This window comes from Streptomyces sp. NPDC007084, assembly GCF_040703595.1.
Taxonomy (GTDB): Bacteria; Actinomycetota; Actinomycetes; order Streptomycetales; family Streptomycetaceae; genus Streptomyces.
This window is the reverse complement of the sequence record NZ_JBEYFY010000006.1, coordinates 182,516-205,815: the sequence shown is the minus strand read 5'-3', so window position 1 is coordinate 205,815 and position 23,300 is coordinate 182,516. Positions and strand designations below refer to the sequence as shown.

Here is a 23,300-nt window from a genome sequence, read left to right as displayed (position 1 = left end):
TTACAGCACCTCCGGCGCGAGCGAGATGATCTTCATGAACTTCTTCTCGCGCAGCTCACGGCCGACGGGGCCGAAGATACGGGTGCCGCGAGGGTCGCCGTCGTTCTTCAGAATGACGGCGGCGTTCTCGTCGAAGCGGATGTACGAGCCGTCCGGACGGCGGCGCTCCTTGACGGTGCGAACGATGACCGCCTTGATGACGTCACCCTTCTTCACGTTGCCGCCGGGGATCGCGTCCTTGACGGTGGCGACGATGACGTCACCGATGCCCGCGTAGCGGCGACCGGAGCCACCGAGCACACGGATGCAAAGGATTTCCTTCGCACCAGTGTTGTCGGCGACACGCAGTCGCGACTCCTGCTGGATCACGTCTATCTCCTGTTTGTCTGCCGGTTCCCGGGGCGGGGTCGGCCTTGCGGCGACCCCGCCCCGAGCCTGGCGGAACCAACCTGAGGGGGATACCCCTCAGGAAATTACTTGGCCTTCTCGAGGATCTCGACGATGCGCCAGCGCTTCGTCGAGGACAGCGGCCGGGTCTCCATCAGGAGGACGCGGTCGCCGACGCCGGCGGCGTTCTGCTCGTCGTGGGCCTTGAGCTTGCTCGTACGGCGGATGACCTTGCCGTACAGGGCGTGCTTGACGCGGTCCTCGACGGCGACGACGACGGTCTTGTCCATCTTGTCGCTGACGACCAGACCCTCACGGGTCTTGCGGAATCCGCGGTCGGTCTTGTGCTCGGTCACGTTGCTCTCAGTCATCAGGCGCTCTCCACCGTCTCGATGCCCAGCTCGCGCTCACGCATCAGGGTGTAGATCCGCGCGATGTCCTTGCGGACGGCCTTGAGCCGACCGTGGTTCTCGAGCTGACCGGTCGCCGCCTGGAAGCGGAGGTTGAACAGCTCTTCCTTGGCTTCGCGGAGCTTCGCGAGAAGCTCCTCGTCACCCAGTTCGCGCAGCTCGGACGCCTTGGTACCGGCCGACATCACGCTTCACCTGCCTCGCGCTTGACGATCCGGCACTTCATCGGCAGCTTGTGGGCTGCGCGAGTGAGGGCCTCACGGGCGATCTTCTCGTTGGGGTAGGACAGTTCGAACATGACCCGGCCCGGGTGCACGTTCGCGACCCACCACTCGGGCGAACCCTTACCGGAACCCATGCGGGTCTCGGCGGGCTTCTTCGTGAGCGGGCGGTCCGGGTAGATGTTGATCCAGACCTTGCCGCCACGCTTGATGTGGCGGGTCATCGCGATACGCGCGGCCTCGATCTGGCGGTTCGTCACGTACGCCGGCGTGAGGGCCTGAATGCCGTACTCGCCGAACGAAACCTGCGTACCGCCCTTGGCCTGACCACGGCGCTTCGGGTGGTGCTGCTTGCGGTGCTTGACCCTACGGGGGATCAGCATGTCGGTCAGGCCTCCGTTCCGGTGCTCTCAGCCGGAGCGGCAGCCGCCGGAGCCTCGGCCTTGGGGGCCTCGGCGGCGGGAGCCTGCTGCGGCTTACGACCGCGACCGCCACGCTCGCCACCACGGCCACCACGGCCGGCCGGGCGGTCGTTGCCACCACGGGCCGGGCGGTTGCCGGCACGGGCGGCGGCGTTCTCGGCGCGGACCTCGGCGATGTTCTTGACGTCGCCCTTGTAGATCCAGACCTTCACACCGATGCGGCCGAAGGTCGTCTTGGCCTCGAAGAAGCCGTAGTCGACGTTCGCGCGGAGCGTGTGCAGGGGCACGCGGCCCTCGCGGTAGAACTCCGAGCGGGACATCTCGGCGCCGCCGAGGCGGCCACCGCACTGGATCTTGATGCCCTTGGCGCCGGCCTTCATCGCCGACTGCATGCTCTTACGCATGGCGCGGCGGAAGGAGACGCGGGAGGAAAGCTGCTCGGCCACGGCCTGGGCCACGAGCTGAGCGTCCGTCTCGGGGTTCTTGACCTCGAGGATGTTCAGCTGGACCTGCTTGCCCGTGAGCTTCTCGAGGTCACCGCGGATGCGGTCGGCCTCGGCGCCGCGGCGGCCGATGACGATGCCGGGACGCGCGGTGTGGATGTCCACCCGCACGCGGTCACGGGTGCGCTCGATCTCAACCTTCGAGATGCCGGCGCGCTCCATGCCGGACGTCATCATCCGACGGATGGCGACGTCTTCCTTGACGTAGTCCTTGTACAGCTTGTCGGCGTACCAACGCGACTTGAAGTCGGTCGTGACACCGAGACGGAACCCGTGCGGGTTTACCTTCTGGCCCATTACCGGGTTCCTTCCTTGCTGCTGACGACCACGGTGATGTGGCTGGTCCGCTTGCGGATCCGGTAGGCGCGGCCCTGGGCACGCGGACGGAACCGCTTCAGGGTCGGGCCCTCGTCGACGTACGCCTCGGAGATGAAGAGGCTGTCGGCGTCGGTGTGGTCGTAGTTGTGCGCGGCGTTGGCAATGGCGCTGTCAAGCACCTTGCCGACCGGCACGCTCGCGGCCTGCGGGGCGAAACGCAGGACCGCCTGAGCCTCCGTGGCATCCATGCCACGGATAAGGTCCACCACTCGGCGGGCCTTCATGGGCGTAACGCGGATGTACCGCGCCTGGGCCCTGGCTTCCATGGTTGTCCTTCCAGTGTCTGTCATGGTCATTCCACCCCGCGTTAGCGGCGCTTCGACTTCCGGTCGTCCTTGACGTGACCCCGGAAGGTGCGCGTCGGCGAGAACTCGCCGAGCTTGTGGCCGACCATCGACTCGGTGACAAACACCGGAATGTGGGTCTTGCCGTTGTGCACCGCGATCGTGTGGCCGAGCATGGCCGGGATGATCATCGAGCGACGGGACCAGGTCTTGATGACGTTCTTGGTACCGGCTTCGTTCTGAGCGTCCACCTTCTTTACGAGGTGGCCGTCAACGAAGGGTCCCTTCTTGAGACTGCGCGGCATCTAAACCCGCTCCTAGCGCTTCTTGTTCGTCTTGCGGCGGCGGACGATGTACTTGTTCGAAGCCTTCTTCGGCGAACGAGTACGACCCTCCTTCTGACCCCACGGCGAGACCGGGTGACGTCCACCGGAGGTCTTGCCCTCACCACCACCGTGCGGGTGGTCAACCGGGTTCATCGCCACACCGCGGACGGTCGGGCGAACGCCCAGCCAGCGCTTGCGGCCGGCCTTACCCCAGTTGATGTTGCTCTGCTCGGCGTTGCCGACCTCGCCGACCGTGGCGCGGCAGCGCTGGTCGACCAGGCGGATCTCACCGGAGGGCATGCGGAGGTGGGCCATGGTGCCCTCCTTCGCCAGGAGCTGCACCGAGGCACCGGCGGAGCGGGCGAACTTGGCGCCGCCACCGGGACGGATCTCGATCGCGTGGATCGTGGTACCGACCGGGATGTTGCGGAGCGCCAGGTTGTTGCCCGGCTTGATGTCGGCCCCGGGACCGTTCTCGACGCGGTCGCCCTGCGACAGGTTGCGGGGGGCGAGGATGTAGCGCTTCTCGCCGTCCGCGTAGTGAAGCAGCGCGATGCGCGCGGTGCGGTTGGGGTCGTACTCGATGTGCGCGACCTTCGCCGGCACGCCGTCCTTGTCGTGACGACGGAAGTCGATCACTCGGTAGGCGCGCTTGTGTCCGCCACCCTGGTGGCGAACGGTCACACGACCGGCGTTGTTACGGCCGCCCTTGCTGTGCAGCGGGCGGACCAGCGACTTCTCCGGCGTGGACCGCGTGACCTCGACGAAGTCGGCGACGCTGGAGCCACGACGGCCCGGCGTAGTCGGCTTGTACTTGCGGATTCCCATTTCTCAGTCCTCGTCCGATATTCGGACCAGGGCGCTCCGTTAGGAGGCCTGGCCGAAGATGTCGATACGGTCGCCCTCAGCGAGGGTCACGATCGCGCGCTTGCTGTCAGCACGCTTGCCGAAGCCCGTCTTGGTGCGCTTGCGCTTGCCCTGACGGTTGATCGTGTTGACCCCGGTGACCTTGACCGAGAAGACCGCCTGGACGGCCTGCTTGATCTGGGTCTTGTTGGCCCGCGGGTCCACGACGAAGGTGTACTTGCCCTCGTCGAGCAGCGCGTAGCTCTTCTCCGAGACGACCGGCTTGAGGAGGACGTCACGGGGGTCCGTGAAGCTCTTGCTCAGCGGGGTCTCGACGGTGTTCTTGCCCTCGGCCTCGTGGCGCTTCGCCTTGGCGACGCGTGCGGCCTTGGCGGCCTTGGCGGCCTTCGAGGCAATGCTCGGGTGACGCGTAGCCATCAGGCTTCGCTCCCTTCGGTGTCAGCGGCCTGGGGGCCAGACACGAAGGACTCGAAAGCGGCCTGGGTGAAGACCACGTCGTCCGAGACGAGAACGTCGTACGTGTTGAGCTGGCCCGGCTCCAGGATGTGGACCTGGGGCAGGTTGCGCGCGGAAAGCAGCGCGGCCTCGTCGGAGCGCTCGATGACCAGGAGCACGTTCTTGCGCTCGCTGACCTTGCCGAGGAAGCTCTTGGCGGCCTTGGTGGAGGGGGTCTCGCCCTCGATCACGCCGGTGACGACGTGGATGCGAGCGTTGCGGGCCCGGTCGGTGAGGGCGTGGCGCAGGGCCGCGGCCTTCATCTTCTTCGGGGTCCGCTGCGAGTAGTCACGCGGGGTGGGGCCGTGGACGACGCCACCGCCGGCGAACTGCGGCGCACGGGTCGAACCCTGGCGCGCGCGGCCGGTGCCCTTCTGGCGGTAAGGCTTCTTACCGCCACCGCGGACCTCGCCACGACGCTTGACCTTGTGCGTGCCCTGACGGGCGGCGGCCAGCTGCGCGACGACGACCTGGTGAAGCAGCGGAATGCTGATCTTCTCGACGTCGAAGATCTCGGCCGGGAGCTCTACGGTCCCGGCGTTGTCGCCGGAGGGCGACAGAATGTCAATGGTGCTCATAGTCCTCAGGCCCCCTTGGCCGCGGTGCGGACCAGGACGAGGCCGCCGTTCGGACCAGGAACCGCGCCCTTGATCAGGAGCAGGCCCTTCTCCGCGTCAACGGCGTGAACGGTCAGGTTCTGGGTGGTGACCCGCTCGTTGCCCATGCGACCCGCCATGCGGAGGCCCTTGAACACGCGGCCCGGGGTGGCACAGCCACCGATGGAGCCGGGAGAGCGGTGCTTGCGCTGGGTGCCGTGTCCGGCGCCGAGGCCCTTGAAGTTGTGACGCTTCATGACACCGGCGAAGCCCTTGCCCTTGCTCTTGCCGGTCACGTCCACCTTGATGCCGGCCTCGAAGGTCGCGGCGGTGATCTCCTGGCCGAGGGTGTACTCGCTGGCGTCAGCGGTACGGATCTCGACGAGGTGACGGCGGGGCGTGACGTCGGCCTTGGCGAAGTGGCCCTTGAGGGGCTTGTTCACCTTGCGCGGGTCGATCTCGCCGAAGGCGATCTGGACCGACTCGTAGCCGTCGGCGTCGTTCGTGCGGACCTGGGTCACGACGTTCGGGCCGGCCTTGACGACGGTGACCGGAACAACACGGTTGTTCTCGTCCCACACCTGCGTCATGCCGAGCTTCTCGCCCAGGATTCCCTTGATCTGCTTAGCCATTCTCAGATCACCGATCCCTAGAGCTTGATCTCGATGTCGACACCGGCCGGAAGGTCGAGTCGCATCAGAGAGTCAACGGTCTTGGGCGTGGGGTCGAGGATGTCGATGAGGCGCTTGTGCGTGCGCATCTCGAAGTGCTCGCGAGAGTCCTTGTACTTGTGCGGCGACTTGATGACGCAGTACACGTTCTTCTCAGTGGGCAGCGGCACCGGGCCCGCGACCGACGCACCAGTGCGCGTCACCGTCTCGACGATCTTCTTCGCCGACGAATCGATGACCTCGTGGTCGTAGGCCTTGAGCCGGATGCGGATCTTCTGTCCCGCCATGGCTACTCAGTAGTCCTTTGTCTAGTGAAACGCTCTGGAACCCGGGGGTTCGCGTCCTGGTCTCCGACCCACGCGGTCGGGTGTGTCGCGCTCCTGCCGCACAGATATCCGCAATCGGATTTCCCTGCGAGGGACGCGGCTCGCCCGAAAGCAACCGCTGGACCGGGGGCTGGACACCCACCGAGCGCCTGGCCGGCACCCCGCTGACACTTCCCGGAAGATTCCCGTACGTCCGCCCGAGCGCTGCCTTACGACAGATCGAGCGACGAGTACTGTGGGACTCGCTTCCAGTCCTCCCGGCGGGAGGCGCGCAGCATCGGCACTCGACCGAGCAACCCCGCTAGTCTGCCATACGGGGCAGTCCCCTGGCCAATCGAGCCGAGGATCGTACCCCTAAGGTGACGCAGGTCAAACCCGGGGGACGGGGAGACTGTCCAGGGGACTCCGCCGCCGAATGGTCTGCCGCCTCGACGCCTCCGTGGGCCACCAGCGAGCGCGCCGGGTTCACGACTCGCGGAACGGGGGCCGGCCCGAATCCGAATCCGCCGGTCGCGGCCGACGTGGTCCGCGCTACGACTCCGTACTCCGCGAGGAACCGCTGGGCAGCTCCGTGCACGGTACTGCTCATCCCCGCGGAAGGCGGGATGGTCATCCAGGACGCGCTGGGCCGATCAGTCCCACGGATCACGCAGGGGCCTGCGCTTCCACCACACGCCAAGTTCTGCCTCGGGCCTCGCCTTGGTCGGACGCACCCAAGCACGCAGTGACAGTTCCGGATCCGGCTCAGTCGCGGCCACGAAGCGCTCGTCCAATTTCGACAGCAGCCGACCCAGCGCACCCTCCCGCGCCTCCGCGAGGTGCCCGTTCATCAACTGCTCAAGCGAGTCACGGGAGTCGAGGTCGTTCTCGTAGGCGCTGATGGGATAGAAGTCGTCGCTCGTCCACCCCGGTTCCATCCGCCGCACCACACGTTCCCAGGACGCGAACCGATCCGCGACCGAATAGACGGGTGCCGTGATCCTCTCCCGCAGCTCCGGCGCGACCCGGGAGCGCTCCACCTCAAGGCGCTCCGCATCACACCGAGCTACGGCCTCCATGACCTCCGCCGGCAATTCCGCCCACACGGATCTCGTCTCCGGAGCGGACCGGAACACATCGTAGGGTTCCCGCTTCCGGCCCCGCCGGGCTGGAGTGGTGCCCTCTCCTCGCGTCAACACCATCACTCCTTCAGCTGCTTCAGGAAGTACTCGTAGCCGTCATCCGGCTGCATAAAGGTTCCATTGTCTCCTTCCCTGATCAACATCGTTCCCGTCGCATCGTCCCACCAGGCGAAACGAGGATTGCCCGACTGAGTGCTCCGCATCCGGATTCCAGGGGAGTTGGTCATCAGGTCCTCCAAGTGCTCTGGCACGTCGAGGTCGTCGATGCCCGGAATTCCTCTGTTCTTGATGTCACCGTGCGCCGCGATCTTGTCCGCGAGCATGGGCAAGTTGCCTGCCTGACTCTCAGCGTCCGGCTTGCCGATCTCGTAGAGCCCAAGCGGGTCGGCCCTGAGAAGAGGATCGAGAACATAGCGGAAGGGGTTCGGAGCAGGCCCAAGACCGAGGGGGTCGGGGCTGACGTAAGTGGCCGTCTCCGGGTCGTAGTAGCGATGCACGTTGTAGTGCAGACCGGTCTCAGGGTCGTAGTACTGCCCGGGGGATCGAAGCGGCGTATAAGCGCGGCCTCCACGCTTCCAGGCAGTGATCCCCCACAGCGTGCTCCGAGACCGCCAGGCGACATCGCCGTCCTCGCAGACGAGTTCGGTGGGAGCACCTGCCAGATCGGAGACGATGGCAAAGAACCGTGCGTCGATCTCCTCGTGCGAGGCGTTGAGAATACGTTCAGTCTGGGTAATAGGGCGCAACCCGTCGTAGTCCCAGGACAGGGCGACCGGGTGAGAACCTTCGGTGCCGGTGGTGACCTGCTCACACAGACTGGCGCCGTCCCAGGTGAAACGCGTCTCCTCCACCACGGTGGTTCCCCCGACAGCCAACCGTTGCTTGGCGATGCGGCGACCCAGCGGGTCGTAGCGGTATCGCCAGCACGTCCCGTCGGAGGTGCGCACGGAGGTGAGCCGATCTTCCGCGTCCCACGCGTATACCCAGGTCTCCGGCCTGCGTGAGAGGCGCGTGCGGCCACGCCAGATCAGCCGCCCATGGCCGTCGTACCTGTAACGGGTGGCTCCCGCACGGACAGGCCGGCCGCCGTCATACGCGCGAGGCCCCACGGCGTACTGGCCGGGGTGCCGACTCGGCCACGCGGCATCCGTCTGCGCGCCGCTTTCGTCGTACGCGTAGGACTCCAACCAGTCTTCCGCGCGGACCACGATGGTGCGAGCGCCGGCATCCAGCTCGAAGCTCCGGCTGTCCCCGTTCGGACCCTCCATGCCGATCAGATGTCCGTCGGCACGGTAGCTGTAAGACCACTCACTCACGGTGTGTCCGTCGCCAGTGGCAACCGTCTGCCCTGTGACTCTCCCGAGTTGGTCGTACCCGCGGCTCAGCAACAGAGCGTCGTCCACGCCGAAGGAGAGCAGCCGACGTGCCGCGTCGTAATCGAAGTCGAGAGTGCGTCCCGCGGTGCGAATCTGCGCGACTTCGCCACGGCCGTCGTACCGCTTGGCGCTGGTCAGGCCTGTGGGAGTTGTACGGCTGAGCAGCCGCCCCGCCGCGTCGCGCACAAAGGTGGTGGTCTGGCCGTTGACGGTCTCCGAGCGGAGGCGCCCTTCCTCGTCCCTCTTCAGGACCACGGTGGCATCAGGGCCCTTGGCCGCACTGAGCCAGCCGTTCACGTCGTAGGTGTACGTGCTGATCGCACCATCCACATCCTTGACGACCATACGGCCGAAGGTGTCCCTTGTGATGCGGACCACCTGCCCGAGCGCGTTCCTGCGCAGAATGACCTGGCCCTTGGCATCGCGGGCATAGCTCCTCGACCGGCCTTCGAAGTCGGTCTCCTTGACCAGTCGGCCCGCCGCGTCGTACTCGTAACTCCAGGATCGCCCGTCGGGACGGCCTACCTCCACCAGCCGCAGGGAGGGGTCGTACGTGAAAGAGTGCCGGACGCCGTCGGGCCCGGTCCGAGCGGCGAGCAGATTGAAGTAGGTGTACTCGAACCGAGTCACGGCTCCCAGGGCGTCGGTGTGGCTGACCCGACTCCCTTCGGCGTCGTACGTCCACGCCTCCGTCTGCCCGTCCGCGGTGGTACGCCGAAGCAGTTCGCCATCCGCTCCCCACTCCATGGAGGTCGTGTGGCCCATGGGGTCTGTGACTGTCGCTACGCGGCCGAAGGCGTCGTGCGCGTAGCGTGTGACACCACCGAGAGGATCGGTGACGCACTCGGCCAGGCCCGCCGCGTCGCAACGCACCTGGGTGAGACCTCCTGCCGGATCAGTCACCGAGGACAGATGGCCGGCACCGTCGTAGGTGTAAAGGGTCGTTGCTCCACCGGGCTTGGCGACCGAGACGCAGTTGCCGCGGTAGTCATACCTGCGACGCAGTACTTGGCCGTCCGGACGAACGGTGGCGACGAGGTGGCCCCGGGTGTCGTATTCGAGGCGTACACGCGCACCGTCCGAGCGCTGGATCTCAAGGAGCCGACCGAGGTCGTCGTAGCCCCTGGTCGTCGTGTGGCCCAGCTGATCCGTCCAGGAAGTCGGGTGGTGGTGCTCGTCCCATTCCGTGCGGGTCGTGCCGCCGAGAGGATCGATCTCGGCGATGACCTGGCAACTGTCGTTGACGACGAACCGGCTGACGGCGCCCTCAGCGGTGGTGACAGTGGTGATGCGGGCACCGGGCCAAGCGGGGTCGATGCCGTCGTAGTCCAGCCTGATGCGGAGGTGCCCAGCCTCTCCTCCTTCCGCCACGCATCGGTCCGCGGCGTCGTACGCGTATGAGTAGCCGCGGCCGTTGCGATCGGTCCAGGACGTGATGCGGTACCGCTCGTCGTAGGTGAACCGCATCGCATCGCCCCTGCTGTTGACAACAGTGGTGAGGCAGTCACCGGAGTAGTCATAGGAGCGCAGGAGGAGGTTCGAACCGTCCTCACCCGCGCCGCCAAGGTGAAGCGCCGTAATCCGACCGTCAGTGACCGTCACATCGATTCGGTAGCCACCTGAATGCCGGATCGCGAGCGGAGTTCCGTCAGGAGAGTGGTCGAAATCGATCGTTTCGCCGTTTCGATTGGATATGCGCTTGAGGGGAGCGATGCCGTCAACGGGAACGTCGAACTCACGCGTTATGCCGGTGAGCGGGTCATCCACGCGATAGCGGCCGTGAGGGAGTCGGCTCAGGGGAAAGCGAGGGCCGGTCTCGGGAAGCACCGACTGCTGCGGCTCATCAGGATGTTCATAGGTGAGGAGCAATCCGTCCTCGGTGACCAGGACGACGCCGGTTCCGTCGACTTCCAGGCGTTGGTCGGCTGTGGAGGCCCAGGCGGGACCGAACCACCATCCCGTCCGGTAGTCGGAGGCAGCCCTACGTGTGAAGACAAGAGCCAAACTGCCGGGCAGACTGACGTCCGTCTCCGGGAAGAACATCGCCCCCGTGGCCATGTCCACAGGGTCGCTGCCCTTGGAGCGGACCACGGTCTTGAGCCGGTTGTACGCGCCCTTCGCCCCGTCCGCGAGCATCCCCCGGGCGTTCTTGCCCAGCCCCCGCGCCGCCAGGCTCATCCCCTTCAGGCCGCCTTTGAGGCCCTTCATCGCGGCGAGGCCGCCCTTGAGGCCCTTGGCGAGGCCGCCGAGGGTGGTGAATCCCTTCATGCCCGGTATGCAGTCCAGCGCCGCGAAGGCGACATCCCATAGGGACGCCTGTCCCTTCGCGTATTTGTTGAGGGTGTCCGCGAGGACGACGAGGGCCGCGATCAGCACGATCGCGCCCAGGATCGGCCCCCCGATGATCATCGCGATGACGCCCACCACCGCCACGACGACCTTGCAGACGGCGACGATCGTGTCCCAGTTGTCGGAGAACCAGTCCCCGACCTCCTCCCACCACTTCCGGTTATGAATCCCCGCGTCCGACGCCTCGTCGATCTTCGACTTCGCGTCCCGCGCCGCCTCCTCCCGCATCTTGCGGGCATCGGCCGCCATCTTCTTCGCCGCGTCCAGCGCACTGCCCGCGCTCGTCACATCCGACCGAGCACTGTCGTGCGCGGACTTCGCGTGCTGGACATCCCGCGTGGCGGCCCGCACCTTCGCCTCATCCGGCTTCTCGGCACCGCTCTTGCCGCCGGTGGGGTCGTCCTTGTATTTGTCCGCTTCCCTGCCGGCCCGCGCCACCCACGAATCGGCGGAGGAAAGACGGGACTTCGCGGACGACAGATCCGCCTGAGCGTCCCGCCCCTTCCCCAGCGCCTTGTCCGCCAGCGCCTGCGCCCGCTCCAGCCTCGGCCAGTACGCGGCAAGCGCGTCCCCCGCCATCTCGTACGACTTCTTCAGCTTCTTCAACTGCTTCGGCACACCGGCGAACTCGTCCTGGAACGCCTCCGCCGACTTCCCCGCCCACGACAGAACAGCGTCCTCGCCCGCCATCCCCTTGATCAGCCGCAGCGCGTCACCCACATCGTCAGCGAAGTCGTGCAGGCTCCTCGACAGATGCCGCACCCGCTCCGGATCACCCGGCGTCGGATCCCTGTCCAAGTCCAGGACATGCCAGTCCCCCGGCCGATTCCCCGCCATGCCGCAACCCCCGTGACAGCAAACCCGTAACACCAACACCAACCGCAACTCGCGTATGCACGAGCGAACTTACAGGGAACGTGAGTTCGTTTCACAGGGCAGGCCGGCCGGCGCGCGCCGGGGGCCGGTCCCACCGAGTCGCGGATCTTCACGCGTCGGTAAACGGCGACGCGGTCGCACGCGAGGCAAAAGATCTCAAGTACCAGGGAGAGAACCCCTCCCAACCCCACCAGCCTCCCGACGGTCGTCGTATCACCCGCAAGGGTGACAATCGACAACTGAGCTGGATTTCCGGCCCGTTGGCGGGCATATGCTCGCGGCTAACCACAACCGCGGTCCCATGACGACGTGAGGGCACACCGCGGACATACAACGGCCCCCGGCCGGGACTGGCATCCCGATCGAGGGCCTCACCACCAAGGAAGAAAACGGCTTCCCGATGGATACCCGAAACCTTAGCGCGCCCCCGCGCTCCGAGCCCCGCATTCCGCGGGGTATCACCCACATCAACGTCCGCCACACCACCCGCTACACGGTGATCGGCAACCACCTCGCCCAGCACCGCGAGCTGTCCCTCACCGCGATCGGTCTCGGCGCCCACATCCAGTCGCTGCCCGCCGGCGCCCGCGTCGACATCAAGTCGCTCGCCGCGCGCTTCCCCGAGGGCGAGACGCGAATCGCGAACGCGCTACGGGAGTTGGAGGCGCACGGCTACCTCTCCCGCACCCGGGAACGCCTCCCGAGCGGCCGGGTCGTCACGCACACGGTGTCGTACAACCAGCCTCGCGCGGCCGGGGTCCGGGAGCCCCACACGCGGCCGGCCGCCAGGCCCCGCGTCCAACACCCCGCCGTACGCTCGCAGTTACCCCTCACCCCGGTCATCCCAAGGCCACCCGCCGAGCCCGCTCCAGCACCCCCTGCCCGTCCCCCCGCACCCCACGAGCCCCCCGCACGGGCGCGGCCCAAGCCCCCACTGCCCACCCCGCAGACCCCCAGCCCGGACGGCGACCGCGCCGCCGCCCACCTCCTCGCCGGCCTGCACCGCCACGACCCCCGCCTCCTGCTCCCCGAACGCGACGTCCTGCGCCTCGCGCCCGCCGTCACCGCCTGGCTGGAACGCGGCGCCGCCCCCGACGCCGTACGCCGCACCCTGACCGCGGACCTCCCCGAGCCGCTCCGCCACCCGGCCGCCCTGCTCGCCCACCGCCTGACCGAACTCCTCCCGCCACCCCTGCCCGCGGCGCTCCCGCCTCCGCCCCGAAGCCCCCTCCAGAACTGCGACGGCTGCGACCGGGCCTTCCGCGCCCCCGAACCGGGCCACTGCCGCGACTGCCGGCACCGGCCCCAGGTCAAAGGGGCCGCCTAGCATCGCCGACTGGACCATCCCCACAGAGAACCCCGGCCGATAGGAAGACCCCGCCGCAGTCACCGCCACGGCCGCCCCGCCACCCCCGAACCCCCGAACCCCCGGCCCCCAGCCCCCCGGCCCACCCGCCACCTGGCCCACTCCCCCGCGACACCCCGCCGTCGCCCCCGGACAGTGGAAGCATGGCTGAACAGACCACCCTGCTGACCGGGCGGAACCTGCCCCCCGTGCGGGACTGGGGCGCGGGGGACGTCGAGGGGATCACGTTCGATCCCGTGCTCGCCGAGCTGATGCGGGACGGGCCGCTCGCGCGGATCCGGTTACCGCACGGGGAGGGGTGGGCCTGGCTCGCCACCCGGTACGAGGACGTACGGATGATCGCGGGCGACCCCCGGTTCAGCCGGGCCGCGGCCGTCGAGCGGCCCGTCACCCGGCCCGCCCCGCACCTCGAACCCGACCCGGGGACCCTGGCCTTCGCCGAAGGGGCCGACCACCAGCGACTGCGCCGCACCGTCGAGAGCGCCCTCACCGACAGCGCCGTGGAGCGGCTGCGACCGCACGCCCAGCAGATGCTGGACGAGCTGGTGGACGGGCTGCTGCACGACGGCCCCCCGGCCGACCTGGTCGAACGCGTCCTCCAGCCCTTCCCCGCCGCCGTCGCCTGCGAGGTCATGGGCGTGCCCAGCGGTGAGCGCCGACAGGTGCAGGCCTGGGTCCGGTCGATCGGCTCGGCCGACGGCTGCGCCGACACCGCCCGGCGGGCGAAGGACGCCCTGGCATCCCTGTACGAGTGGATCGGCACCGCCGTACGCGAACGGCACGGCAGCGCGGACACGGACGTCCTGTCGCTGCTCGGCGCCGCCGTCGGGCGCGGCGAGATCAGCGAGGCCGAGGCGGTCGGGATCGCGGGGCCGCTGCAGACCGGCGGCGAGGCCGTCACCCACACGTGCGGTCAGATGCTGTTCCTGATGCTGACCGAGCCCGCGCTGTACGAGCGGCTCCGCGCACGGCCCGAGACCCGTGCCGCCGCCGTGGAGGAGCTGCTGCGCCACCTCCCGCACCGCGCCTCCGTGGGCCTCGCCCGGGTCGCCCTGGAGGACGTCGACGTGCACGGCGTACGGATCTCCGCGGGCGAACCGGTCTACCTCTCCTACCTCGCCGCCAACCGCGACCCGGACGTCTTCCCCGACCCCGACAGGCTCGACGTCGGCCGGGACGCCGGGGCCACGCTCCCGCACCTCGCCTTCGGCAGCGGCCCCCACCACTGCGCCGGCGCCGCGCTCGCCCGGACGCAGACCGAGCTGCTGGTCGACACCCTGCTGGACCGGCTCCCGGGCCTGCGGCTCGCCGTGCACGTCGACCAGGTGCCGTTCCGCCGCCGCGCCATGATCCGCGGACCGCGCGCCCTGCCCGTCCGCTGGTGACACAGGCGGGGACCCGTCCGGAACGGCGAGAGGGCCCGTACGACCGAAGTCGTACGGGCCCTCTCTGGTGCTCGTGAAGGAGCTACCAGGTCATACGGTCAACAATTACTTGTTGATCTTGGTGACCTGGCCGGCGCCCACGGTCCGGCCACCCTCACGGATGGCGAACTTCAGGCCCTCTTCCATGGCGACGGGCTGGATGAGTTCGACCTTCATCTCAGTGTTGTCGCCCGGCATGACCATCTCGGTGCCCTCGGGGAGGGTCACGACGCCGGTCACGTCCGTGGTGCGGAAGTAGAACTGCGGACGGTAGTTGTTGAAGAAGGGGGTGTGACGGCCACCCTCGTCCTTCGACAGGATGTAGGCCTGGGCCTCGAACTCGGTGTGCGGCGTGACCGAACCGGGCTTGATGATGACCTGGCCGCGCTCGACATCCTCGCGCTTGATGCCACGGAGGAGCAGACCGACGTTCTCACCGGCCTGGCCCTCGTCGAGCAGCTTGCGGAACATCTCGATGCCGGTGACCGTGGTGGTGGTCTTGTCCTGCTTGATGCCGATGATGTCAACGGTCTCGTTGACCTTCAGGACACCACGCTCGATACGGCCGGTGACGACCGTACCGCGACCGGTGATCGTGAAGACGTCCTCGACGGGCATGAGGAACGGCTTGTCGACGTCACGAGCCGGGGTGGGGATGGACTCGTCGACGGCGGCCATGAGGTCCAGGACCGACTGGCCCCACTCCTTGTCGCCCTCGAGCGCCTTGAGCGCCGAGACCTTGACGACCGGAAGGTCGTCGCCCGGGAACTCGTACTCGGAGAGCAGCTCACGGACCTCGAGCTCGACGAGCTCCAGGATCTCCTCGTCGTCCACCATGTCGGCCTTGTTCAGGGCGACGACGATGTACGGAACGCCGACCTGGCGGGCCAGGAGCACGTGCTCCTTGGTCTGCGGCATCGGGCCGTCCGTCGCGGCGACAACGAGGATGGCGCCGTCCATCTGCGCCGCACCCGTGATCATGTTCTTGATGTAGTCGGCGTGACCGGGGCAGTCGACGTGGGCGTAGTGACGGCCCTCCGTCTGGTACTCGACGTGCGCGATCGAGATGGTGATACCGCGCTGGCGCTCCTCGGGAGCCTTGTCGATCTGGTCGAAGGCCGAGGCCTCGTTCAGGTCCGGGTACGCGTCGTGCAGCACCTTGGTAATGGCGGCCGTGAGGGTCGTCTTACCGTGGTCGATGTGACCGATGGTGCCGATGTTGACGTGCGGCTTAGTCCGCTCGAACTTCGCCTTCGCCACTGGGGTCCTCCTACGGAGTGGTTCTGTACGCCTTACTCATCGGCGCCAGGTGATCTTTGCTGGGGTGCCGCCCGCCGGGATTCTCCCTCACCGGTCGAAGCCCGGCGGTCGGTGTCAAGCCTAAAGCGTGTAAACGGGGTGTGTTACTCGCCCTTGGCCTTCGCGATGATCTCCTCGGCGACGTTCCTGGGAACCTCGGCGTAGGAGTCGAACTGCATCGAGTAGCTTGCGCGACCCGACGTCTTGCTGCGGAGGTCTCCGACGTAGCCGAACATCTCCGACAGGGGCACCAGACCCTTGACGATCCGGGCGCCCATACGCTCCTCCATGGCCTGAATCTGGCCACGGCGGGAGTTGATGTCGCCGATGACCTCACCCATGTAGTCCTCGGGCGTGGTGACCTCGACGGCCATCATCGGCTCAAGGAGCACGGGAGAAGCCTTGCGCGCGGCCTCCTTGAAGGCCTGCGAACCGGCGATCTTGAAGGCCAGCTCGGAGGAGTCGACCTCGTGGTAGCCACCGTCGAGAAGAATGACGCGGACGCCCGTCATCTCGTAGCCGGCCAGGATGCCGAACTGCATGGCTTCCTGCGCACCCGCGTCCACCGAAGGGATGTACTCCTTCGGGATGCGGCCACCGGTGACCTTGTTCACGAACTCGTACGAGGCGTCGCCGCCCTCGATCGGCTCGATCGCGATCTGCACCTTGGCGAACTGACCGGTACCACCGGTCTGCTTCTTGTGCGTGAAGTCGTGACGCTCGACGGCCTTGCGGATCGTCTCGCGGTACGCGACCTGCGGCTTGCCGACGTTCGCCTCGACCTTGAACTCACGGCGCATACGGTCGACCAGCACCTCAAGGTGCAGCTCGCCCATACCACCGATGATGGTCTGGCCGGTCTCCTCGTCCGAGTGAACCTGGAAGGAGGGGTCCTCCTCCGCGAGACGCTGGATGGCGACACCCAGCTTCTCCTGGTCACCCTTGGACTTGGGCTCGATGGCGACCTGAATGACCGGCGCCGGGAAGTCCATGGACTCCAGGATCACCGGGTTCTTGTCGTCGGACAGCGTCTCACCGGTGGTGGTCTGCTTCAGGCCCATGACGGCGACGATGTCGCCGGCGCCCACCGACTCGATCTCCTCACGCTTGTTCGCGTGCATACGGTAGATCTTGCCGATGCGCTCCTTCTTGCCCTTGACCGAGTTCAGCACAGCCGAACCCGACTCCAGGCGGCCCGAGTAGACCCGGACGAAGGTGAGCTTGCCCAGGTGCGGGTCGCTCATGATCTTGAACGCGAGCGCGGAGAGCGGCTCGTCGTCCGACGGCTTGCGCTTGACGACCAGCTCCGGGTCCTTGACGTCGTGGCCCTCGATGGCCTCGACGTCGAGCGGAGTCGGAAGGTAGCGCACGACCGCGTCGAGCAGGGGCTGAACGCCCTTGTTCTTGAACGCGGTGCCGCAGAACACGGGGGTGACGGTGACGTCGCTGGACTTGCCGGACGCGATCGTGACGCGACGGATCGCGGCGTAGAGCTGCTCCTCGGTGGGCTCCTGGCCCTCAAGGAACAGTTCCATGATCTCGTCGTCGTGCTCGGCGACGGTCTCCACCAGCTTGCCGCGGTACTCCTCGGCAGCCTCGACGTGCGTGGCCGGGATGTCGACGACGTCGTACATCTCGCCCTTGGCCGCCTCGGCGGACCACACGAGCGCCTTCATGCGGACGAGGTCCACAACGCCCTGGAAGTCCATCTCGGCACCGATGGGGAGCTGCATGACGATCGGGACGGCGCCGAGGCGGTCCTTGATCATGTCGACACAGCGGTGGAACTCGGCGCCGGTACGGTCCAGCTTGTTCACGAAGCAGATCCGCGGCACGCCGTAACGGTCGGCCTGACGCCACACCGTCTCGGACTGCGGCTCGACACCGGCGACACCGTCGAACACCGTGACGGCACCGTCGAGGACGCGGAGCGAACGCTCCACCTCGACCGTGAAGTCGACGTGCCCCGGGGTGTCGATGATGTTGATCGTGTAGTCGTTGTCCTCAAGCGGCCAGTGACAGGTGGTGGCAGCAGAGGTGATCGTGATGCCACGCTCCTGCTCCTGCTCCATCCAGTCCATCGTGGCGGCGCCGTCGTGGACCTCACCGATCTTGTAGCTGACGCCGGTGTAGAAGAGGATCCGCTCGGTGGTGGTCGTCTTGCCCGCGTCGATGTGGGCCATGATCCCGATGTTGCGGACCCTGGCCAGGTCAAGTGAAGTGGTAGCCATAAGGCTTCAGTCTTCTCTCGGTCTCGATGTGGGTAGCGACTACCAGCGGTAGTGCGCGAAGGCCTTGTTGGACTCGGCCATCTTGTGGGTGTCCTCGCGCTTCTTCACAGCGGCACCAAGGCCGTTGGAGGCGTCGAGAAGCTCGTTGAGCAGACGCTCGGTCATGGTCTTCTCGCGACGGGCGCGGGAGTAACCGACGAGCCAGCGCAGCGCGAGCGTGTTGGCGCGACCGGGCTTGACCTCGATCGGCACCTGGTACGTCGCACCGCCGACGCGGCGGGACTTGACCTCGAGGGTCGGCTTGATGTTCTCCAGCGCGCGCTTCAGCGTGATGACCGGGTCGTTGCCCGTCTTCTCACGCAGACCCTCCATGGCGCCGTAGACGATGCGCTCGGCGGTGGAGCGCTTGCCGTTCAGCAGCACCTTGTTGATGAGGGAGGTCACCAGAGGAGAACCGTAGACCGGGTCGATGATGACCGGGCGCTTCGGGGCGGGGCCCTTACGAGGCATTCTTACTTCTCCTTCTTGGCGCCGTAGCGGCTGCGGGCCTGCTTGCGGTTCTTGACACCCTGGGTGTCAAGCGAACCGCGGATGATCTTGTAGCGAACACCCGGCAGGTCCTTCACACGGCCGCCGCGCACGAGCACGATGGAGTGCTCCTGCAGGTTGTGTCCCTCACCCGGGATGTAAGCGGTGACTTCGATCCCACTGGTCAGACGCACACGCGCGACCTTACGCAGGGCCGAGTTCGGCTTCTTCGGGGTGGTCGTGAACACACGCGTGCAGACGCCACGACGCTGGGGCGAACCCTCGAGTGCGGGCGTCTTGTTCTTCTCGACCTTGTCCTGCCGGCCCTTCCGGACCAGCTGCTGGATCGTAGGCACTACTTCTCCGGTTTCTGTGTGCCGAATGGTGAAGCTAACCTGGAACGTCACCGACCCACGCGGTCGGGTGTGTCGAATACTGCAGACTCTCGCCGCCAGGCGAAAAGGGCGCAGATTGCGGTGGCCGCTTATGGCTCTCGCTGCGGTTCGAAGGCACGCACCAGAGCCAGGGCACACCCCAGGCACAAGGTCTGAGGGTACCTACCTCACGGACTCCGGTCAAAACAAATGCCCGCGCAGAGGACACGCCGGTCATCGCCCCAGCTCGCGCGGCCCCGGAGCACGCCCCGTACCGCCCTCCGCCGGCCACCCCCGCCGCCCGGGCCCGCCGGCCCCCGCAAGCCCGCGTACACCCCCGCCAAGCCCTTCCTCGCCCCCTCCGCCCCTGCCCGTCCCGTCGCGGGGGCGGAGGGGGCGGAGAAAGGCCGGCGGGCGGCCCCCCTGTCGAGGGACCGCCCGCCGGATCAAACTGCTCGCTTACTGGTTGTACGGACCGTAGTCGTAGTCCTCCAGCGGGACGGCCTGGCCGGAGCCCGTGCCGAACGGCGAGTAGTCGATGTCGTCGTAGCCGACGGCCGAGTACATCGCGGCCTTGGCCTCCTCGGTGGGCTCCACCCGGATGTTGCGGTAGCGGGACAGACCCGTACCGGCCGGGATGAGCTTACCGATGATGACGTTCTCCTTGAGGCCGATGAGGCTGTCGGACTTGGCGTTGATCGCCGCGTCCGTCAGGACTCGGGTCGTCTCCTGGAAGGAGGCGGCCGACAGCCAGGATTCCGTCGCCAGCGAGGCCTTGGTGATACCCATAAGCTGCGGACGACCCGAAGCCGGGTGACCACCCTCCTGGACCACACGACGGTTCTCGGTCTCGAACTTCGAGCGCTCGACCAGCTCGCCGGGCAGCAGCTCCGCGTCACCCGACTCGATGATCGTCACCCGGCGCAGCATCTGCCGGATGATGATCTCGATGTGCTTGTCGTGGATCGACACACCCTGCGAGTTGTAGACCTTCTGGACCTCGCCGACCAGGTGGACCTGGACGGCACGCTGACCCAGGATGCGCAGCACGTCGTGCGGGTTGGTGGCACCCACGGTGAGCTTCTGGCCCACCTCGACGTGCTCGCCCTCCGACACCAGGAGACGGGCGCGCTTCGAGATCGGGAACGCCGTCTCGTCGCTGCCGTCGTCCGGGGTGACGACGAGCTTCTTGGTCTTCTCGGTCTCCTCGATCCGCACGCGGCCGGAGGCCTCGGAGATCGGGGCGACACCCTTCGGCGTACGAGCCTCGAACAGCTCGACGACACGGGGCAGACCCTGGGTGATGTCGTCACCGGCCACACCACCGGTGTGGAAGGTACGCATCGTCAGCTGCGTGCCGGGCTCACCGATGGACTGGGCGGCGATGATGCCGACCGCCTCACCGATGTCGACCAGCTTGCCGGTGGCCAGCGAACGGCCGTAGCACATGGCGCAGGTGCCGACGGCGGACTCGCAGGTCAGGACCGAGCGGGTCTTGACCTCCTCGATGCCGTGCTTGACCAGCTCGTCGATGAGGACGTCGCCGAGGTCGGTGTTGGCCGGGGCCAGCACCTTGCCGTCGACGGTGATGTCCTCGGCCAGCGCACGTGCGTACACGCTGGTCTCGACGTTCTCCGTCTTGCGCAGCACACCGTCCTCGCCGCGCTCGGCGATGGCCAGGCGCAGACCGCGGTCGGTGCCGCAGTCCTCCTCGCGGATGATGACGTCCTGGGAGACGTCCACGAGACGACGGGTGAGGTAACCCGAGTCGGCGGTACGCAGGGCGGTGTCCGCCAGACCCTTACGGGCACCGTGGGTCGAGATGAAGTACTCCAGCACCGACAGGCCCTCACGGAAGGAGGCCTTGATGGGGCGCGGGATCGTCTCGTTCTTGGCGTTGGACACCAGACCACGCATACCGGCGATCTGACGCATCTGCATCATGTTGCCTCGGGCGCCCGAGTTCACCATCATCGAGACCGGGTTGGTCTTCGGGAAGTTCGCGTTCATCGCCTCGGCGACCTCGTTGGTCGCCTTGGTCCAGATCGCGATGAGCTCCTGCGTGCGCTCTTCCTTGGTGATCAGACCACGCTCGTACTGCTTCTGGACCTTCTCGTCCTGGTCCTCGTAGCCCTTGACGATGGCGCGCTTGGCGTCGGGCACGACGATGTCGGAGATGGCCACGGTGACACCGGAACGGGTCGCCCAGTAGAAGCCGGCCGCCTTCAGGTTGTCGAGCGTCGCCGCCACGATGACCTTGGGGTAGCGCTCGGCGAGGTCGTTGACGATCTCGGAGAGCTGCTTCTTGCCGATCTCGTAGTCGACGAACGGGTAGTCCTCGGGCAGCAGCTCGTTGAAGAGCGCGCGGCCCAGGGTCGTCCGCAGGCGGAAGGTGTCACCCTGCTGCCACTCCGGCTCACCCTCCTCACGGGCCGGCGGGGTCCAGCCGCGCGGCGGGATGGTGCCCACCGGGAAGCGGATGTCCACGCGCGACTGCAGCGAGAGCTCGCCGGCGTCGAACGCCATGATCGCCTCGGCCACGGACGCGAAGGAGCGGTCCTCGCCCTTCACGTTCCGCAGGTCGCCGTCGGTGGTCAGGAAGAACAGACCGAGGACCATGTCCTGGGTCGGCATCGTGACCGGGCGGCCGTCGGCCGGCTTGAGGATGTTGTTCGAGGACAGCATCAGGATGCGGGCCTCGGCCTGCGCCTCCGCGGAGAGCGGCAGGTGCACGGCCATCTGGTCACCGTCGAAGTCCGCGTTGAACGCGGTGCAGACGAGCGGGTGGATCTGGATGGCCTTGCCCTCGACGAGCTGCGGCTCGAAAGCCTGGATGCCGAGGCGGTGCAGGGTGGGCGCGCGGTTCAGCAGAACCGGGTGCTCCGCGATGACCTCTTCGAGGACGTCGTACACGACCGTGCGGCCGCGCTCGACCATCCGCTTGGCGCTCTTGATGTTCTGCGCGTGGTTCAGGTCCACCAGGCGCTTCATCACGAACGGCTTGAACAGCTCCAGCGCCATGGCCTTCGGCAGACCGCACTGGTGCAGCTTGAGCTGCGGACCGACGACGATCACGGAACGCGCGGAGTAGTCCACACGCTTGCCGAGCAGGTTCTGACGGAAGCGGCCCTGCTTGCCCTTGAGCATGTCGGACAGCGACTTCAGCGGACGGTTGCCGGGGCCCGTCACCGGGCGGCCACGGCGGCCGTTGTCGAAGAGCGCGTCGACGGCCTCCTGGAGCATGCGCTTCTCGTTGTTCACGATGATCTCGGGGGCACCGAGGTCGAGAAGGCGCTTCAGGCGGTTGTTGCGGTTGATCACGCGGCGGTACAGGTCGTTCAGGTCGGAGGTCGCGAAGCGGCCACCGTCGAGCTGCACCATCGGACGCAGGTCCGGCGGGATGACCGGCACGCAGTCGAGCACCATGCCCTTGGGGCTGTTGCTGGTCTGCAGGAACGCGGAGACGACCTTGAGGCGCTTGAGCGCGCGGGTCTTCTTCTGGCCCTTGCCGGTGCGGATGATCTCGCGGAGGCGCTCGGCCTCCTCGTCCAGGTCGAAGGACTCCAGGCGCTTCTGCAGCGCCGCGGCACCCATCGAACCGTCGAAGTACGTGCCGAAGCGGTCACGCAGCTCGCGGTAGAGCAGCTCGTCGCCCTCCAGGTCCTGGACCTTGAGGTTCTTGAAGCGGGTCCACACCTCGTCGAGACGGTCGATCTCGCGCTGCGCGCGGTCGCGCAGCTGCTTCATCTCACGCTCGGCGCCCTCGCGCACCTTGCGGCGCACGTCGGCCTTGGCGCCCTCGGCCTCCAGCTCGGCCAGGTCGGTCTCGAGCTTCTTGGCGCGGGCTTCGAGGTCGGCGTCGCGCCGGTTCTCGATCTGCTGGCGCTCGACGGAGACGTGGGCCTCCAGCGAGGGCAGGTCGCGGGTGCGGCGCTCCTCGTCGACGTACGTGATCATGTACGCGGCGAAGTAGATGACCTTCTCGAGGTCCTTCGGGGCGAGGTCGAGCAGGTAGCCCAGCCGCGACGGAACGCCCTTGAAGTACCAGATGTGGGTGACGGGAGCGGCCAGCTCGATGTGGCCCATCCGCTCACGGCGCACCTTGGCGCGAGTGACCTCGACGCCACAGCGCTCACAGATGATGCCCTTGAAGCGGACGCGCTTGTACTTGCCGCAGTAGCACTCCCAGTCCCGGGTCGGACCGAAGATCTTCTCGCAGAAGAGTCCGTCCTTTTCGGGCTTGAGGGTGCGGTAGTTGATGGTCTCGGGCTTCTTGACCTCGCCGTGGCTCCACTGACGGATGTCGTCAGCGGTGGCCAGACCGATCCGGAGCTCATCGAAGAAGTTGACGTCGAGCACTATGCGTCAATCCCTCTCAGGGTTGTAAGTCTTAGGGGTCTGATACGGGGGTCCTGGGGCCGGCGGGCCTTGATCACCCTTTCCACAGGTGGCCAAGGCCCGGCCGGACTC

The 23,300-nt window shown here is 67.2% G+C and carries 21 protein-coding genes; 2 read left to right on the top strand and 19 right to left on the bottom strand.

The features are described 5' to 3' along the window. The 14 genes from rplN to AB0912_RS08500 form a co-directional block, all read right to left on the bottom strand. The gene (gene rplN / locus AB0912_RS08565; RefSeq protein ID WP_003992364.1) at positions 1-369 is read right to left on the bottom strand and encodes a 50S ribosomal protein L14; all 369 of its coding nucleotides are present in this window, start codon (positions 367-369) and stop codon (positions 1-3) included. 104 nt (positions 370-473) lie between these two features. Then, entirely contained in the window at positions 474-758 is a 285-nt protein-coding gene (gene rpsQ, locus AB0912_RS08560) for a 30S ribosomal protein S17 (RefSeq protein ID WP_366697192.1), read from the bottom strand. Further along, positions 758-982, bottom strand: coding sequence for a 50S ribosomal protein L29 (gene rpmC / locus AB0912_RS08555; RefSeq protein WP_003998824.1), 225 nt, complete (start codon positions 980-982; stop codon positions 758-760). Before rpmC ends, rpsQ begins: the two co-directional genes overlap by 1 nt. Next, positions 982-1,401 (bottom strand): 50S ribosomal protein L16, encoded by a 420-nt coding sequence (gene rplP / locus AB0912_RS08550; RefSeq protein WP_099500627.1) that lies wholly within the window; start codon positions 1,399-1,401, stop codon positions 982-984. The genes rpmC and rplP overlap by 1 nt, the downstream gene beginning before the upstream one ends. 5 nt (positions 1,402-1,406) lie before the next feature. Beyond that, positions 1,407-2,240 carry a 30S ribosomal protein S3 gene (gene rpsC, locus AB0912_RS08545; protein ID WP_366697191.1) on the bottom strand — a complete coding sequence of 278 codons (834 nt, stop codon included), beginning with the start codon at positions 2,238-2,240 and terminating at the stop codon, positions 1,407-1,409. Further along, on the bottom strand, positions 2,240-2,587 hold the full coding sequence (gene rplV, locus AB0912_RS08540; RefSeq protein WP_003974262.1) for a 50S ribosomal protein L22: 348 nt from the start codon (positions 2,585-2,587) through the stop codon (positions 2,240-2,242). Before rplV ends, rpsC begins: the two co-directional genes overlap by 1 nt. Before the next feature lie 41 nt (positions 2,588-2,628). Beyond that, positions 2,629-2,910 carry a 30S ribosomal protein S19 gene (rpsS, locus tag AB0912_RS08535; RefSeq protein WP_015035577.1) on the bottom strand — a complete coding sequence of 94 codons (282 nt, stop codon included), beginning with the start codon at positions 2,908-2,910 and terminating at the stop codon, positions 2,629-2,631. 12 nt (positions 2,911-2,922) lie between these two features. Next, a complete protein-coding gene (rplB, locus tag AB0912_RS08530; RefSeq protein ID WP_020132633.1) occupies positions 2,923-3,759 on the bottom strand; it encodes a 50S ribosomal protein L2 in 837 nt (278 codons plus the stop codon). Between the two features lie 39 nt (positions 3,760-3,798). Then, positions 3,799-4,215 (bottom strand): 50S ribosomal protein L23, encoded by a 417-nt coding sequence (rplW, locus tag AB0912_RS08525; protein ID WP_037626998.1) that lies wholly within the window; start codon positions 4,213-4,215, stop codon positions 3,799-3,801. Beyond that, positions 4,215-4,871 carry a 50S ribosomal protein L4 gene (rplD, locus tag AB0912_RS08520; RefSeq protein WP_266769360.1) on the bottom strand — a complete coding sequence of 219 codons (657 nt, stop codon included), beginning with the start codon at positions 4,869-4,871 and terminating at the stop codon, positions 4,215-4,217. The genes rplW and rplD overlap by 1 nt, the downstream gene beginning before the upstream one ends. Positions 4,872-4,876: 5 nt before the next feature. Further along, positions 4,877-5,521, bottom strand: coding sequence for a 50S ribosomal protein L3 (gene rplC / locus AB0912_RS08515; protein WP_366697190.1), 645 nt, complete (start codon positions 5,519-5,521; stop codon positions 4,877-4,879). A 17-nt stretch (positions 5,522-5,538) separates the two neighbouring features. Further along, on the bottom strand, positions 5,539-5,847 hold the full coding sequence (gene rpsJ / locus AB0912_RS08510; protein ID WP_003948644.1) for a 30S ribosomal protein S10: 309 nt from the start codon (positions 5,845-5,847) through the stop codon (positions 5,539-5,541). Positions 5,848-6,518: 671 nt separating this feature from the next. Continuing rightward, on the bottom strand, positions 6,519-6,944 hold the full coding sequence (locus AB0912_RS08505) for a hypothetical protein (RefSeq protein WP_366697189.1): 426 nt from the start codon (positions 6,942-6,944) through the stop codon (positions 6,519-6,521). Between the two features lie 122 nt (positions 6,945-7,066). After that, positions 7,067-11,569, bottom strand: coding sequence for a DUF6531 domain-containing protein (locus AB0912_RS08500; protein WP_366697188.1), 4,503 nt, complete (start codon positions 11,567-11,569; stop codon positions 7,067-7,069). Positions 11,570-12,008: 439 nt separating this feature from the next. Here AB0912_RS08500 and AB0912_RS08495 point away from each other — a divergent pair, with 439 nt between their 5' ends. Beyond that, positions 12,009-12,935, top strand: coding sequence for a helix-turn-helix domain-containing protein (locus AB0912_RS08495; protein ID WP_366697187.1), 927 nt, complete (start codon positions 12,009-12,011; stop codon positions 12,933-12,935). A 182-nt stretch (positions 12,936-13,117) separates the two neighbouring features. Continuing rightward, a complete protein-coding gene (locus AB0912_RS08490) occupies positions 13,118-14,359 on the top strand; it encodes a cytochrome P450 (protein WP_366697186.1) in 1,242 nt (413 codons plus the stop codon). Positions 14,360-14,464: 105 nt separating this feature from the next. Here AB0912_RS08490 and tuf read toward each other — a convergent pair whose 3' ends face one another. The 5 genes from tuf to AB0912_RS08465 form a co-directional block, all read right to left on the bottom strand. After that, a complete protein-coding gene (tuf, locus tag AB0912_RS08485) occupies positions 14,465-15,658 on the bottom strand; it encodes an elongation factor Tu (protein ID WP_366697185.1) in 1,194 nt (397 codons plus the stop codon). Between the two features lie 143 nt (positions 15,659-15,801). Then, complete coding sequence (gene fusA, locus AB0912_RS08480; RefSeq protein WP_366697184.1) at positions 15,802-17,928, bottom strand: elongation factor G; 2,127 nt, start codon at positions 17,926-17,928, stop codon at positions 15,802-15,804. Between the two features lie 39 nt (positions 17,929-17,967). Beyond that, positions 17,968-18,438, bottom strand: coding sequence for a 30S ribosomal protein S7 (gene rpsG, locus AB0912_RS08475; protein WP_003974303.1), 471 nt, complete (start codon positions 18,436-18,438; stop codon positions 17,968-17,970). A gap of 2 nt (positions 18,439-18,440) precedes the next feature. Next, complete coding sequence (rpsL, locus tag AB0912_RS08470) at positions 18,441-18,812, bottom strand: 30S ribosomal protein S12 (RefSeq protein ID WP_003948652.1); 372 nt, start codon at positions 18,810-18,812, stop codon at positions 18,441-18,443. A 477-nt stretch (positions 18,813-19,289) separates the two neighbouring features. Next, entirely contained in the window at positions 19,290-23,189 is a 3,900-nt protein-coding gene (locus AB0912_RS08465) for a DNA-directed RNA polymerase subunit beta' (RefSeq protein ID WP_366697183.1), read from the bottom strand. Positions 23,190-23,300: the final 111 nt, after the last annotated feature.

Coding starts and splice junctions, on each gene's coding strand:
- rplC (WP_366697190.1), bottom strand. CDS start 5,521: ATGGCTAAGCAGATCAAGGGAATCCTGGGCGAGAAGCTCGGCATGACG.
- rplP (WP_099500627.1), bottom strand. CDS start 1,401: ATGCTGATCCCCCGTAGGGTCAAGCACCGCAAGCAGCACCACCCGAAG.
- rplV (WP_003974262.1), bottom strand. CDS start 2,587: ATGGAAGCCAGGGCCCAGGCGCGGTACATCCGCGTTACGCCCATGAAG.
- rpsQ (WP_366697192.1), bottom strand. CDS start 758: ATGACTGAGAGCAACGTGACCGAGCACAAGACCGACCGCGGATTCCGC.
- rpsJ (WP_003948644.1), bottom strand. CDS start 5,847: ATGGCGGGACAGAAGATCCGCATCCGGCTCAAGGCCTACGACCACGAG.
- rplD (WP_266769360.1), bottom strand. CDS start 4,871: ATGAGCACCATTGACATTCTGTCGCCCTCCGGCGACAACGCCGGGACC.
- rpmC (WP_003998824.1), bottom strand. CDS start 982: ATGTCGGCCGGTACCAAGGCGTCCGAGCTGCGCGAACTGGGTGACGAG.
- fusA (WP_366697184.1), bottom strand. CDS start 17,928: ATGGCTACCACTTCACTTGACCTGGCCAGGGTCCGCAACATCGGGATC.
- rpsS (WP_015035577.1), bottom strand. CDS start 2,910: ATGCCGCGCAGTCTCAAGAAGGGACCCTTCGTTGACGGCCACCTCGTA.
- AB0912_RS08505 (WP_366697189.1), bottom strand. CDS start 6,944: ATGGAGGCCGTAGCTCGGTGTGATGCGGAGCGCCTTGAGGTGGAGCGC.
- rplB (WP_020132633.1), bottom strand. CDS start 3,759: ATGGGAATCCGCAAGTACAAGCCGACTACGCCGGGCCGTCGTGGCTCC.
- rpsG (WP_003974303.1), bottom strand. CDS start 18,438: ATGCCTCGTAAGGGCCCCGCCCCGAAGCGCCCGGTCATCATCGACCCG.
- AB0912_RS08500 (WP_366697188.1), bottom strand. CDS start 11,569: ATGGCGGGGAATCGGCCGGGGGACTGGCATGTCCTGGACTTGGACAGG.
- AB0912_RS08495 (WP_366697187.1), top strand. CDS start 12,009: ATGGATACCCGAAACCTTAGCGCGCCCCCGCGCTCCGAGCCCCGCATT.
- rpsC (WP_366697191.1), bottom strand. CDS start 2,240: ATGGGCCAGAAGGTAAACCCGCACGGGTTCCGTCTCGGTGTCACGACC.
- AB0912_RS08490 (WP_366697186.1), top strand. CDS start 13,118: ATGGCTGAACAGACCACCCTGCTGACCGGGCGGAACCTGCCCCCCGTG.
- rplW (WP_037626998.1), bottom strand. CDS start 4,215: ATGGCTACGCGTCACCCGAGCATTGCCTCGAAGGCCGCCAAGGCCGCC.